Source organism: Roseobacter sp. GAI101, assembly GCF_000156335.1.
In the GTDB taxonomy this organism is placed as follows: Bacteria; Pseudomonadota; Alphaproteobacteria; order Rhodobacterales; family Rhodobacteraceae; genus Sulfitobacter.
The window spans coordinates 1,495,414-1,508,171 of sequence record NZ_DS999213.1 but is presented as its reverse complement, the minus strand read 5'-3'; the positions used below and the strand labels follow the sequence as shown (position 1 = coordinate 1,508,171).

Below are 12,758 nucleotides of genomic sequence, written 5' to 3'. Positions count from 1 at the left end.
ACTTAAGTTAACAAAACCCCTTGAATGGTCCGGGCAGCCGGACCACTGCGGGGGTATGTTGAAAATAGCTTCCTGTTTGTTCGCCTTGGCCGCTTTCGGCCTTGCCCCGCCCCCCGCCGCCGCTGTCGAGGCACGGATCAGCGGGGCAATAGTGGTCATTGACGGCGATACGATAGACGTGAACGGTACCCGCATCCGCCTGTTCGGCATCGACGCGCCCGAGGGCGATCAGACCTGTACGACGACCCGGGGCAAGGTGGCTTTGTGCGGCGACTGGGTGTCGGGTCAAGTGCGCGAAACCTATCAAGGGCGGCAGGCAAGCTGTCGGCGTGTCGATACCGACCGCTACGGGCGCATGGTGGCGCGTTGCGCCGTATCAGGCGTGGACATGGGGCAGGATCTGGTCGCCAAGGGGCTCGCCTTTGCCTACGCGCGATATTCGGCCGACTACGTCGCGGTCGAGGCCGCAGCCATTCGCAACGCACGGGGCATCCATGCCTACCAGTTGATCCGCCCGGCAGCGTTTCGCGCGGCAAAGAAGGCGCGCAAGGCTGTTCCTGTCAAAAGGACCGGTCAGGAAGGCTGCACGATCAAAGGCAATATCAGCGCCAAAGGTACCCGGATTTACCATTCCGAAGGGCAGCGCGACTACGTTCGGACGTCGATCCGCTCGGACAAAGGTGAACGATGGTTCTGTTCAGCGGCCGAAGCGCGCGCGGCAGGCTGGCGTGCGGCCAAACGCTGATCATTCGACCTGATAGGGCAAGACATCACGCAAGTTCGGGTCGACCACCAGCTGCCGCTCCAGCGGCGGGACAGACCGTTGATGACAGGCTTTCCGCTCGCAAATCCGGCAGGAAATCCCGATAGGTTCGAACGCCGACGCGCGGGTCGTGTCCATCCCGTCGGCATAGACCAGCGCCGCTGCATGGCGCACTTCGCAGCCCAGCGAAATCGCGTAGCGCCGCACCGGGGCCCCGAACCGCCCCGCAGGTTTCGAGATGTCGCGCGCCAATGAGATATAGCGCACGCCGTCCGGTGTTTCCGCCAACTGGCGCAGGAACCGCCCCGGCGTTTCAAAGGCGCTATGCACGTTCCACAACGGGCAAGCGCCGCCAAACCGCGCAAATTGCAACCGTGTGGCCGAATGGCGCTTTGTGATGGTGCCCGCCTGATCGACGCGCACGAAGAAAAACGGAATGCCCTTTGAACCGGGCCGCTGCAACGTCGACAGACGGTGCGCGACCTGTTCGATCGAGGCCCCGAATTTTCCGGCCAGCACCTCGAGGTCATGACGGCAGGTTTGCGCGCTTTCCAGGAACGTCGCATAGGGCATCAGGGCGGCCCCGGCAAAGTAATTGGCCAGACCGATCTTGGCGATGTCGCGGGCCGCTGGGCTGTGAAACCGCGCAAGGTCCAATGTCGCCTCAAGCAGGTTGTTCTGCTGCGTCAGGGCCAGTTGGAGCAGCAGTTGAAACGTCTGCGTTTCACGCGGCGCGCGGGACGACAGGTGTAGCACACGCGTTTCGGGAGCAAAGCGGCGCAACGGTTCGACATCGTCAAATTGGACGGTGATATCCAAGGCTTTCAACGCGTCAATCGCCCTGCGCTGCAACCCTGCGGCATCCGCGCCCTTGCGCGCGAAATGTTCTGCCGCGCGGTCGACGGAATCGATGTAATTGTCGCAATAATGAAAGAAGTCGCGCACTTCCTCCCAAGGGCTGGGGGTCGGGCGGGCATCCTCGCGGCCCAACGCTTCGTCCAGTGAAGCAAGGCGTTCGTGGGTCTGGCGGTGGCTTTGGTGAAGCTTGATGAAGGCGCGCGCCAGGCCTGGTGCGTTTGACGCGGCAAGTTGCAGATCGGCAAGCGGTAACTTGTCGCCTTCAAACAGTGGATCGGACAGAACCTCGCGCATGTCGCTGATCAGGCGTTCGCCATCGCCGCTGGACAGTTCGGTAACGTCCATCCCGAATTCCGACGCCAGCGCCAGCACAACTGTGGTGCTGACGGGCCGGTTGTTGTTTTCCATCTGGTTGAGATAGGGCAGGGACACGCCCAGCTTGGCGGCGAAATCCTTTTGCGTGTGGTTCAGCCGCAGCCTGACCTCACGCAACTTTGCGCCTGCATAGAGCTTTTGTATCGCCACGCGGAACACCAACTTTGCAAAGTGATCGTTTGCATCAAAGTAGCTTTGCAAAGCCCTGTCCGCAAGGGTGCCTTAGCGGATGCCAAGCTTTCGTTCGCGTTGGATCACCACAAGGATCGACGCCACACCCGCCACGGCGGTCAGCAGCATGATCCACAAAAGCGGGTAGGCCCCGGTTTCGGTGCTGAGCAACGACCCTGCCAGAATGCTGAGCCCTGCGCCGCCACCGATCATGATTGCGCCGCCCAGACCGGATGCCGTGCCTGCCAGATGCGGGCGTACCGACAGCAGGCCCGCGGTCGCATTGGGAATACACAGGCCGTTGCCAAGCCCCACAAGCGTCATCATCCCGAAGAAGGTGACGGGCGAGCCGTAACCGGCAAGAAAGATCAGCATCGACACCGATCCGCCGACCGCATTGGCCAGACAGCCGCACAGCACCAACGTGTTGACACCGACAGTTGTCGCCGTCCGTGCGGTGATGAAGTTGCCAACGAAATAGCCGACCGCCGGTGCGCCGAAGTACAGCCCAAGTTCGGCCGGCTCCATTCCGAAAACCTCGCTGCCAACGAAAGGTGCGCCACCAAGGTAGGCAAAGAACGCGCCCGAACAGCAGGCTGCCGCCATGGAATAGCCCCAGAACCGCGGTGAGCGCAGCAATTCGGGATATTCGCCAAATTGCTGGGCAAGGGATTTGCCCGATGCCAGCGCGGTTTCGCCAAGGTCATACCACGTCACAGCAAATACGATGCCGCCAATGGCGAACATGGCCCAAAACGTCGATTGCCAGCCGAAAGCCTGATCCAGAATCCCACCCACGGCGGGAGAGATCATCGGCACCAGCGCCATCCCCATTGTGACATAGCCGATCATCGACGCGGCCTTGTCCTGGGTGAACATGTCACGCACCACTGCGCGGCTCAGCACCATGGTCACCGCCACAATTGCCTGCATACAGCGAAAGAACAAAAACACGCCGGTGGTTGGTGCGTAAATGCAGCCCAGACTTGCGATCATAAAGATGCCCAGCCCCCAAAGCAGCACATTGCGCCGCCCCAGATTGTCTGAAACCGGTCCGATGATCAGCTGCAAGCCTGCGCTGAACAAAAGGTAAAGCGGTACAGAAAGCTGCATTACGGCGTAGTCTGTGCCAAAATACTCGGCCATCGCGGGCAGACTTGGCAAAAACATGTTCATCGCCAGCGCGCCTATGCCCGAAAGCAGAATCAGCGTTGAAATATGCGGCGGACTGGTTTTGTCCATAAATCGGACGGGTTTTGCGCTATCCATGCAAATGCAATTATGCCTGTGGTTGAATTTTGTCTAGAACGTTAAAGCTTATTCGCAAATTTGCAATTAACAAAACTGCCCGTGTATAAAGTATGCAAATTTACTAAAATGGGCTTTGGTTGTCGCGCTTCAAAAGCTAGGATGCCCCAAATCTAGCAGAGGTGCGTCATGAAAGATATCCTGGAACAGCTTGAAGATCGTCGCGAAGAGGCCCGTCTGGGCGGTGGTCAAAACCGCATCGACGCCCAGCACGGGCGGGGAAAGCTGACCGCGCGCGAACGCATTGATCTTCTTTTGGACGACGGGTCGTTCGAGGAATTCGACATGTTCGTCACCCACCGCTGCACCGACTTCGGGATGGATCAGCAAAAGCCCGCAGGCGATGGTGTCGTCACGGGGTGGGGCACGATCAACGGGCGTCTGGTCTATGTGTTCAGTCAGGATTTCACGGTCTTTGGCGGCTCGCTGTCCGAAACCCACGCGCAAAAGATCTGCAAAATTCAGGATATGGCGATCCAGAACGGTGCGCCTGTCATCGGGATCAACGATTCCGGCGGCGCGCGCATCCAGGAAGGCGTCGCATCCCTTGCCGGCTATGCCGAAGTTTTCCAGCGCAACATCGAAGCGTCCGGCGTGATTCCACAGATCAGCCTGATCATGGGGCCATGCGCGGGCGGTGCTGTCTATTCCCCGGCCATGACCGACTTTATCTTCATGGTCAAAGACACGTCCTACATGTTCGTCACCGGTCCAGATGTTGTAAAGACTGTGACCAACGAACAGGTCACTGCCGAGGAGCTGGGCGGCGCGTCGACACATACCCGCAAATCTTCCGTGGCCGACGCAGCCTTCGAGAACGACGTTGAAGCGCTGGCCGAAGTGCGCCGTCTGGTCGATTTCCTGCCGGCCAACAACCGCGAAAAACCGCCCGTCCGTCCGTTCTTTGATGATCCGGACCGGATCGAGGCATCGTTGGATACGCTGGTTCCCAGCAACGCCAACACGCCCTACGACATGAAAGAGCTGATCCACAAGCTTGCCGACGAGGGTGATTTCTACGAGATCCAGGAAAACTATGCCAAGAACATCCTGACCGGTTTCATCCGCATCGAAGGCCGCACGGTCGGCGTTGTTGCCAACCAACCAATGGTGCTGGCGGGGTGCCTGGACATCGACAGCTCCCGCAAAGCCGCACGCTTTGTCCGCTTCTGCGACGCCTTCGAAATTCCGCTGCTGACGCTGGTCGACGTTCCGGGTTTTCTGCCGGGCACAAGCCAGGAATACGGCGGCGTGATCAAGCACGGCGCAAAACTGCTGTTCGCCTACGGCGAGGCAACCGTGCCCATGGTCACCGTCATCACGCGCAAAGCCTATGGCGGTGCCTATGACGTGATGGCGTCCAAGCATCTGCGCTCCGATTTCAACTACGCCTGGCCCACCGCCGAAATCGCGGTGATGGGGGCCAAGGGGGCCACGGAAATCATCCACCGTGCTGACCTCAAGGACCCTGAAAAGATCGCGAGTCATGCGGCGGACTATGAAAAACGGTTCGCCAATCCCTTCGTCGCCGCCGAACGCGGCTTTATCGACGAGGTGATCCAGCCGCGCATGACCCGCAAACGCATCGCCCGTGCCTTTGCATCCTTGCGCAACAAGAAGGCCGCGACCCCTTGGAAAAAGCACAATAACATCCCGCTCTGACTTCTCTGGCTCTTAAATATCCTCGCCGAAGGCATAAGATCTTTCGGCGCGACAGGAGACCCGCGTGACAGCGTTTTCGATACAGCACCCTACACAAACGCCGCGACAGGCGGGACGCGCGACCATATGAAACTGGCCGCCGCCCTTGTTCTTGCTGCGACGCCTGCGCTGGCCATCGACGTGCCGTCGGGACAGCCCGTCGACCTGCAAGAAGTGCTGGTCGATGAAATCGGTGCCGAAACATGGCTGCGGTTTCGGTTTACAGCCCCCCAGATCGCACGAGACGGAGGGCACATCGGCCATGCGCAGGCGGGACCCGACATGGCTTTCTTATGCGACACGCTGGTGATCCCCTACATGGCGCAGTATGCGCTGGCAGGCGATATGATCGTGATCTCTCTGGCGGACCGTGTAACGGAATTCGGGGCCGTCGACCCGGATGCCACTCAGTTTTTCGAAGCATTTCGCGTCAATGGTGACACCTGTATCTGGGAGGCTTTATGATGCAACCACAACATCTTGCGCGGGGGCCGTCATACGCCCCGCAAACTGCGGCTTTGGAGTCACAATGTCGCCGATCAGAAAGACCCCCGTATGCAATTCAACCTGCATGCGGTAATGTATTTCCAAGGAATACCCACGTATCCCTTACCGCAAATCACGGGTCCAATCGGCATGAGGCAGTGTCGGGCCCCTCAAACAGTGACAGGAGACTTAGATGTCAAAGAGCATCACACTTTTGGCCGCATTCGGCCTTATCGCAGCCGTTTCGGCCTGTGCCCCCAAGCAGCAAGAAGAATATGTTGTTGTCGCACCCGAGCCCATCTCGGTTGAGCCAGTATACACAGGCAAGTACAAGTAAGACTTGCCGGGGGCAGGCGCACGCGTCTGTCCTCGCACACGCCATAGCTGACATGGCGCGGGTGGCCCTTTTTGTTCGGGGGGCATCATGCTGAAACATCGCGGTTTTCCGGGGCGTATGCCCGGTTCGGACTTTCAATTCACCATCCGGCGCGCCAACCCCAAGGGCGTGACCCCATTGACCCGGCGCGAACGTCGCTCTGACCGCAAGTCGGTTGACCGGCGCGCGGATACTGCATTCATGCAGGCCTTGTGGGAATGCTTTGGCGACGAACCTTTCGAGCGTGGCAATCTGGATGCAGGCCGCTTGTCGTGGCTATTCGGCCGCGAAGTGGTCCCGGCGCAAGACCCCTTTGACCCAGAAGACTACGAGGCGCTTTTGGTGATCAACGTCAATCTTGCCCGCGCGTCCTATCCTGACGTGTTCGAGGATTGATTGTCATGACCGCTCAGCAGAATTCCGCAGACCAGACCTGCACGCTTGGCGGATTTGCGCCTGAATTCCTGCCGGGCCGTGGCAAATCCACATCATCGGCGGAACCATCGGTTCTGTTCTGCGTTTGGTCGTATATACCAGTCGCAGAACAGAACGGACCAAAAGGATCAATCCCATGTCAGTCAAAAACATCATCCTCGTCATTACCGCCTGTGCAGGCCTTGCCGCATGTGGCGATACGCTCGGCAAGCAAGCCCTTGGCGGCGGCGCAGTGGGTGCCGGTGCAGCGGCTCTCACGGGCGGTAGTCTGGTTCAGGGCGCAGCCATTGGCGCTGGTGCCAACGTGCTGGCCTGTCAGTCCGGCGCTGTGCGCTGCAACTAATTCAGCGCGCGTCGTAACGGCGCGCGTCGACTTTCCAAATACACGTCAAAATTGCCCCGCTCAGCCTGTGCTGAAGCGGGGTTTTTCCGTTCCCTCAAGACCCAGAAGGACAGCCCATGTTCAATAAGATCCTGATCGCCAACCGGGGCGAAATTGCCTGCCGCGTCATCAAGACTGCGCAAAAGATGGGCATCAAGACCGTCGCGGTTTACGCCGATGCGGATGCGCAGGCGTTGCATGTGCAAATGGCGGACGAGGCGATCCACATCGGTCCGTCGCCCGCCAACCAGTCCTATATCGTCATCGACAAGGTGATGGCGGCGATCAAGGCATCCGGCGCGCAGGCCGTGCATCCGGGTTATGGCTTTTTGTCCGAGAATTCGAAATTCGCCGAGGCGCTTGCCGCCGAAGGCGTCGCTTTTGTCGGCCCCCCCGTCGGTGCGATCGAAAAGATGGGCGACAAGATCACCTCGAAAAAGATCGCTCAGGAAGCGGGCGTATCGACGGTGCCCGGCTATATGGGCCTGATCGCAGATGCGGACGAGGCCGTGAAAATATCGAATGATGTGGGCTATCCCGTCATGCTCAAGGCGTCTGCGGGCGGGGGCGGCAAGGGCATGCGCATCGCGTGGAACGACGAAGAGGCCCGCGAGGGGTTCCAGTCGTCCAAGAACGAAGCCGCCAACAGCTTTGGCGATGACCGTATCTTTATCGAGAAATTCGTGACCCAACCGCGTCACATCGAAATTCAGGTGCTGTGCGATTCCCATGGCAACGGCATCTATCTTGGCGAACGCGAATGTTCGATCCAGCGCCGCAACCAGAAGGTCGTTGAAGAAGCGCCTTCGCCGTTCCTTGATGAAGCGACCCGCAAAGCGATGGGCGAACAGGCTGTCGCCCTGGCCCAGGCTGTTGGCTATACCAGTGCCGGTACGGTCGAATTCATCGTTGACGGTGACCGGAATTTCTACTTCCTCGAAATGAACACCCGCCTTCAGGTCGAACATCCTGTGACCGAACTGATCACGGGCGTTGATCTGGTCGAACAGATGATCCGCGTCGCCAACGGTGAAAAGCTGACGATGACGCAGGACGACGTGAAACTGACCGGCTGGTCCATCGAAAACCGTCTTTACGCCGAAGACCCCTATCGCGGCTTCCTGCCTTCGATCGGTCGCCTGACCCGCTATCGTCCACCGATGGAAATCGCGGCAGGCCCGATGCAGGTCAATGGCAAATGGCAAGGCGATGCTCCGACAGGCGACGTGGCCGTGCGCAACGATACCGGCGTCTATGAGGGCGGCGAGATCAGCATGTTCTACGATCCGATGATCGCCAAGCTTTGCACATGGGCCCCCACGCGGGCCGAGGCGATCGAGGCGATGCGCGTCGCGCTTGACAGCTTTGAGGTTGAAGGCATCGGGCACAACCTGCCGTTCCTGTCTGCCGTGATGGATCACCCGATCTTTATCGCGGGCGATATGACGACCGCCTTTATCGAAGAACAGTACCCCGACGGTTTCAGCGGCGTTGATCTGCCCGAAGCCGAGTTGCGCCGGATTGCAGCCGCGACTGCGGCCATGCACCGCGTCGGCGAAATCCGTCGCACCCGCGTGTCGGGCCGCATGGACAACCATGAACGCAAGGTCGGTTCGGCGTGGAATGTCGCGCTTCAGGGGCAATCATATGATGTGGAAATTGACGCAGACCCGAAGGGCGCGACCGTCACATTTGAAGATGGCACGTCCCTACGGGTTGCAGGAGACTGGACACCGGGCGATCAACTCGCGACGATGACCGTCAACGACGCGCCGCTGATCTTTAAGGTCGGCAAAATCTCGGGAGGGTTCCGTGTTCGGGCGCGCGGTGCGGATATCAAGGTGCATGTGCGCAACCCGCGGCAGGCCGAACTGGCCCGTCTGATGCCCGAAAAGCTGCCGCCTGACACGTCCAAGCTGCTGTTGTGCCCAATGCCGGGCCTGGTCGTCAAGATCGACGTCGAGGTCGGTTTCGAGGTTCAGGAAGGCCAGAACCTGTGCACGATCGAAGCGATGAAGATGGAGAACATCCTGCGCGCCGAGAAGAAGGGCGTCGTTCTCAAGATCAACGCCTCTGCGGGGGACAGTCTGGCTGTCGACGATATCATCATCGAGTTTGAATAGACCCGATGGCCTGTGACGCGCGCATATCTCTCTCCATCGGCCCGGCGGTCCACGCCGCGCCGATGGGGCGGGTTATGGGGGCGTATCAGTCGAAAATCTTTCCGGACTTCTCTTTGGCATCGCGTATCTCGCGCTGCCGGATGGTCATCTTGTCGATGCTGCGGGTGATTTCACGCACATCCCACGGGCGTGGTTTGCGCAGCTTGATCTCTCCGTCCTTGCCCACCAGCACCAGCATGAAACCCCGCGGCCGCATTTTCAGCCGCAGCGGGCTGCGCGCAGCAGGGTCCGTATCGGTCAGAACGACGACGTCACGGGCCCGTAAATCGTCGGGCTGTTCGCGCAGCAGTTCCATCTGCGCCTGGAAGGCAGGGTCGTCTTCGCTGTCCGCAAAGACCAGAACCGGCCTCTTTTTCCAGTGGAATTCACTTAAATCGTCCATATCTGCCTGTAAAAACAGGTCAGTTTCCTGTGGTTCAGTGGCCGATTGTGCAGACGCCGTAGCGGCAAACAATCCTGCAAAAACAAGGGCTATAACACGTTTCATCTTTTCTCCCGTTTCCCTTGATATAGTCGGCCTTGGCACAATTGCGATGCACAATCTGTCCAAAGCCTCTGTTAAGCTTAACGCAACATGTGGCGCGCCATGAATAGCCTCGTAGCGATTGATAGGCCGGATGTTCTGGCCGGTTTGCGAAGGTTGGGCGGAAAGCTTATGGAAATCATCTTGCATGTCGGGGCGCATCGTACGGCCACCACGAGTTTTCAACACTATCTGCGGGAACATGGTGCCACGATCTCTGCCACCGGAACAGGCCTTTGGGGGCCATTGAGGACCCGTAACGGATTGTTTTCAGGTCTTTTTCCCGGACCTGTCGCCACCGTCAAGCGCCCATCGCTCGACCGCGTGCGCGGTCGGATCGCCTTGCAGCTTGAGAAGTCGCGGGCGAGGGGTGTCAAAAAGCTGCTGATCACCGACGAAAACATGATCGGGACGTCGCGGCACTGTGTCAGGACCGGATTGCTGTTCCCTTCTGTTGGTGAACGGATGGCGCGGTATAATGCCGCGTTCGGGGGTGGTATTAACCAGATCGTGCTGACGATCCGGTCGCCTGAAAGCTGGTGGGAATCGGCTGCGGCCTATAGCGTGCAACGCGGGGCCTGCGTGCCGACACAGGCCAAGCTGGACAAACTTGCCACGATGGCGCGGACTTGGCGCGACGTTATCATTGATCTTGCCTGTGCCGTGCCGCACGCGGAAATCAAGGTCACCACCTACGAGGAATTCGCGGGCCGTCCCAAGGCGTTTCTGGCGCAGGCCACGGGCATTGATGCGCCCAAGGACAGCCAGACGCGCTGGCTTAACCGCTCCCCCGACCTGCCCGCATTGCGCGCCATCCTGGCCGAACGGGGCGATGATCCGGACCTGTTGCCGGATGGGACAGGCCGCTGGCACCCGTTCACCGGGGCGCAGTCGGCAATGATGCGCGAAACATACGCAGACGATCTGTTCTGGCTTACTGCCGGGGCCGATGGTCTGGCCACCCTGACAGAGGATACCCCCCGTACAAGAGCAGGCAAAAGCCAGCCAGCGGGCGACATGAAAGAAGGACAACACCATGACAGCCAACACAGAAAACTGGCGCAATCTGGCTGAGGCCGAACTGCGTGGCCGCAGCATTGACGACCTGACGTGGCACACCCTTGAAGGCATCGACGTCAAACCGCTGTATACTGCGGAAGATGTCGAAGGGCTTGACCACATGGGCGGTGTGCCCGGCGCGGCCCCTTTCACGCGTGGTGTGAAGGCCACGATGTATGCAGGCCGCCCCTGGACGATCCGGCAATATGCGGGTTTTTCGACTGCTGAAGAATCCAACGCCTTTTATCGTCGCGCCCTGGCGGCAGGCCAGCAGGGCGTTTCCGTCGCCTTCGATCTGGCGACGCACCGCGGCTACGACAGCGATCACCCCCGCGTCGAAGGCGATGTCGGCAAGGCCGGCGTTGCAATCGATTCCGTTGAGGACATGAAGATCCTGTTCGACGGCATCCCGCTGGACAAGGTGTCGGTGTCGATGACGATGAACGGTGCCGTCATTCCGATTCTGGCGAACTTCATCGTCGCGGGCGAAGAGCAGGGCCATGACAGATCGGTCCTGTCGGGCACCATCCAGAACGACATTCTCAAAGAATTCATGGTGCGCAACACCTATATCTACCCGCCTGAACCGTCGATGAAGATCATCGGGGACATCATCGAATACACCTCGGATTACATGCCGAAGTTCAACTCGATCTCGATTTCCGGCTACCATATGCAAGAAGCGGGCGCGAACCTGGTGCAGGAGCTGGCATTCACCCTTGCCGATGGCCGCGAATATGTGCGCACGGCGATTGCCGCCGGCATGGACGTGGATAAATTTGCGCCGCGCCTCAGCTTTTTCTTCTGCATCGGCATGAACTTTTTCATGGAGGCCGCCAAGCTGCGCGCTGCCCGTTTGCTGTGGTCGCGCATCATGGATGAATTCCAACCCAAGAACCCCAAATCCGCCATGCTGCGCACCCATTGCCAGACCTCGGGCGTGTCCTTGCAGGAACAAGACCCCTATAACAACGTGATCCGCACCGCTTACGAGGCGATGTCGGCGGTCTTGGGCGGGACGCAGTCGCTGCACACCAACGCGTTGGACGAGGCGATTGCCCTGCCGACCGAATTTTCGTCGCGCATCGCCCGCAACACCCAGTTGATCCTGCAAGAGGAAACCGGCGTGACCAATGTCGTCGATCCGCTGGCAGGCAGCTATTACGTCGAGAAATTGACCAGCGATCTGGCGGAAGCTGCCTGGAAGCTGATCGAAGAGGTCGAAGAACTGGGCGGCATGACCAAGGCTGTGGCGTCGGGCATGCCCAAGCTGCGCATCGAGGAAGCCGCTGCCACCCGTCAGGCCAAGATCGACCGCGGGACTGACGTGATCGTGGGCGTCAACAAGTACCGCCGTGAAACCGAAGACGAGATTGATATTCTGGATGTGGACAACGTCGCCGTGCGCGACAGCCAGATCAAACGTCTGAAGACCGTACGCGACAATCGCGACGAGGCCGCGTGCACCGCAGCACTGGCGGAATTGAGCCGCCGCGCGAAAGAGGGCGGCAATCTGCTTGACGGGGCCGTCGAAGCCGCCCGCGCCCGCGCAACAGTAGGAGAGATCAGCATGGCAATGGAAAGCGAATTCGGCCGTCACCGCGCAGAGGTCAAGACCTTGGCCGGCGTCTATGGCGCGGCCTATGAGGGCGATAGCGGTTTTGCCGAGATCCAGAAATCGGTCGAGGATTTCGCCGAAGCCGAAGGCCGCCGTCCCCGGATGCTGGTGGTCAAGATGGGCCAGGACGGCCATGATCGCGGGGCCAAGGTGATCGCGACCGCCTTTGCCGATATCGGATTTGACGTCGACGTCGGTCCTCTGTTCCAAACCCCTGCCGAAGCGGCGCAGGATGCGGTGGACAATGATGTCCACGTGATCGGGATTTCATCGCAGGCGGCGGGCCACAAGACATTGGCACCGCAACTGGTCAAAGCGCTGAAAGAGGCGGGGGCCGAGGATATTCTGGTGATCTGTGGCGGCGTCATTCCGCAGCAGGACTATCAGTTTCTGTATGACGCCGGGGTCAAAGCGATCTTTGGGCCAGGGACGAACATCCCCAAGGCGGCAGAAGATATCCTGAAACTTATCCGCGAGGCGCGAGGGTAGGGCTGGGTTGAGGGGCATGTGCGTCCCACTG

The 12,758-nt window shown here is 59.6% G+C and carries 12 protein-coding genes; 9 read left to right on the top strand and 3 right to left on the bottom strand.

Annotation, left to right across the window (positions count from 1 at the left end):
• Window positions 1-55: 55 nt before the first annotated feature.
• Window positions 56-745 carry a thermonuclease family protein gene (locus RGAI101_RS07100; RefSeq protein ID WP_037227631.1) on the top strand — a complete coding sequence of 230 codons (690 nt, stop codon included), beginning with the start codon at window positions 56-58 and terminating at the stop codon, window positions 743-745.
• On the opposite strand, the gene RGAI101_RS07095 is transcribed toward RGAI101_RS07100, so the two are convergent.
• Window positions 746-2,146 carry a helix-turn-helix domain-containing protein gene (locus RGAI101_RS07095; protein ID WP_037229207.1) on the bottom strand — a complete coding sequence of 467 codons (1,401 nt, stop codon included), beginning with the start codon at window positions 2,144-2,146 and terminating at the stop codon, window positions 746-748.
• Between the two features lie 72 nt (window positions 2,147-2,218).
• The gene (locus RGAI101_RS07090) at window positions 2,219-3,409 is read right to left on the bottom strand and encodes a multidrug effflux MFS transporter (protein ID WP_008226774.1); all 1,191 of its coding nucleotides are present in this window, start codon (window positions 3,407-3,409) and stop codon (window positions 2,219-2,221) included.
• Between the two features lie 195 nt (window positions 3,410-3,604).
• On the opposite strand from RGAI101_RS07090, the gene RGAI101_RS07085 reads away from it, so the two are divergent.
• The 6 genes from RGAI101_RS07085 (at window position 3,605) to RGAI101_RS07065 (ending at window position 8,978) form a co-directional block, all read left to right on the top strand.
• The gene (locus RGAI101_RS07085) at window positions 3,605-5,137 is read left to right on the top strand and encodes an acyl-CoA carboxylase subunit beta (protein WP_008225413.1); all 1,533 of its coding nucleotides are present in this window, start codon (window positions 3,605-3,607) and stop codon (window positions 5,135-5,137) included.
• A 126-nt stretch (window positions 5,138-5,263) separates the two neighbouring features.
• Window positions 5,264-5,641: a DUF6497 family protein gene (locus RGAI101_RS07080; RefSeq protein WP_008226003.1), complete on the top strand. Its 378-nt coding sequence runs from the start codon at window positions 5,264-5,266 to the stop codon at window positions 5,639-5,641.
• Window positions 5,642-5,855: 214 nt separating this feature from the next.
• Window positions 5,856-5,999, top strand: coding sequence for a hypothetical protein (locus RGAI101_RS22130; RefSeq protein WP_008226068.1), 144 nt, complete (start codon window positions 5,856-5,858; stop codon window positions 5,997-5,999).
• Between the two features lie 87 nt (window positions 6,000-6,086).
• A complete protein-coding gene (locus RGAI101_RS07075) occupies window positions 6,087-6,434 on the top strand; it encodes a hypothetical protein (protein ID WP_008228900.1) in 348 nt (115 codons plus the stop codon).
• Between the two features lie 175 nt (window positions 6,435-6,609).
• Window positions 6,610-6,816 (top strand): hypothetical protein, encoded by a 207-nt coding sequence (locus RGAI101_RS07070; RefSeq protein ID WP_008228504.1) that lies wholly within the window; start codon window positions 6,610-6,612, stop codon window positions 6,814-6,816.
• A gap of 116 nt (window positions 6,817-6,932) precedes the next feature.
• On the top strand, window positions 6,933-8,978 hold the full coding sequence (locus RGAI101_RS07065; RefSeq protein ID WP_008228461.1) for an acetyl-CoA carboxylase biotin carboxylase subunit: 2,046 nt from the start codon (window positions 6,933-6,935) through the stop codon (window positions 8,976-8,978).
• Window positions 8,979-9,063: 85 nt separating this feature from the next.
• On the opposite strand, the gene RGAI101_RS07060 is transcribed toward RGAI101_RS07065, so the two are convergent.
• A complete protein-coding gene (locus RGAI101_RS07060) occupies window positions 9,064-9,525 on the bottom strand; it encodes a DUF4174 domain-containing protein (RefSeq protein WP_008226311.1) in 462 nt (153 codons plus the stop codon).
• 99 nt (window positions 9,526-9,624) lie between these two features.
• Between RGAI101_RS07060 and RGAI101_RS07055 the strand changes: the two genes are divergently transcribed.
• Both RGAI101_RS07055 and scpA read left to right on the top strand, forming a co-directional pair.
• On the top strand, window positions 9,625-10,635 hold the full coding sequence (locus tag RGAI101_RS07055; protein WP_254655251.1) for a hypothetical protein: 1,011 nt from the start codon (window positions 9,625-9,627) through the stop codon (window positions 10,633-10,635).
• Complete coding sequence (scpA, locus tag RGAI101_RS07050; RefSeq protein ID WP_008227365.1) at window positions 10,598-12,727, top strand: methylmalonyl-CoA mutase; 2,130 nt, start codon at window positions 10,598-10,600, stop codon at window positions 12,725-12,727. Before RGAI101_RS07055 ends, scpA begins: the two co-directional genes overlap by 38 nt.
• Window positions 12,728-12,758 lie beyond the last annotated feature (31 nt).

What these genes read in the sequence shown, in the direction of transcription:
- RGAI101_RS07100 (WP_037227631.1), top strand. Translation starts at nt 56, where the DNA reads ATGTTGAAAATAGCTTCCTGTTTGTTCGCCTTGGCCGCTTTCGGCCTT.
- RGAI101_RS07090 (WP_008226774.1), bottom strand. Translation starts at nt 3,409, where the DNA reads ATGGACAAAACCAGTCCGCCGCATATTTCAACGCTGATTCTGCTTTCG.
- RGAI101_RS07085 (WP_008225413.1), top strand. Translation starts at nt 3,605, where the DNA reads ATGAAAGATATCCTGGAACAGCTTGAAGATCGTCGCGAAGAGGCCCGT.
- RGAI101_RS07080 (WP_008226003.1), top strand. Translation starts at nt 5,264, where the DNA reads ATGAAACTGGCCGCCGCCCTTGTTCTTGCTGCGACGCCTGCGCTGGCC.
- RGAI101_RS22130 (WP_008226068.1), top strand. Translation starts at nt 5,856, where the DNA reads ATGTCAAAGAGCATCACACTTTTGGCCGCATTCGGCCTTATCGCAGCC.
- RGAI101_RS07075 (WP_008228900.1), top strand. Translation starts at nt 6,087, where the DNA reads ATGCTGAAACATCGCGGTTTTCCGGGGCGTATGCCCGGTTCGGACTTT.
- RGAI101_RS07070 (WP_008228504.1), top strand. Translation starts at nt 6,610, where the DNA reads ATGTCAGTCAAAAACATCATCCTCGTCATTACCGCCTGTGCAGGCCTT.
- RGAI101_RS07065 (WP_008228461.1), top strand. Translation starts at nt 6,933, where the DNA reads ATGTTCAATAAGATCCTGATCGCCAACCGGGGCGAAATTGCCTGCCGC.
- RGAI101_RS07060 (WP_008226311.1), bottom strand. Translation starts at nt 9,525, where the DNA reads ATGAAACGTGTTATAGCCCTTGTTTTTGCAGGATTGTTTGCCGCTACG.
- RGAI101_RS07055 (WP_254655251.1), top strand. Translation starts at nt 9,625, where the DNA reads ATGAATAGCCTCGTAGCGATTGATAGGCCGGATGTTCTGGCCGGTTTG.
- scpA (WP_008227365.1), top strand. Translation starts at nt 10,598, where the DNA reads ATGACAGCCAACACAGAAAACTGGCGCAATCTGGCTGAGGCCGAACTG.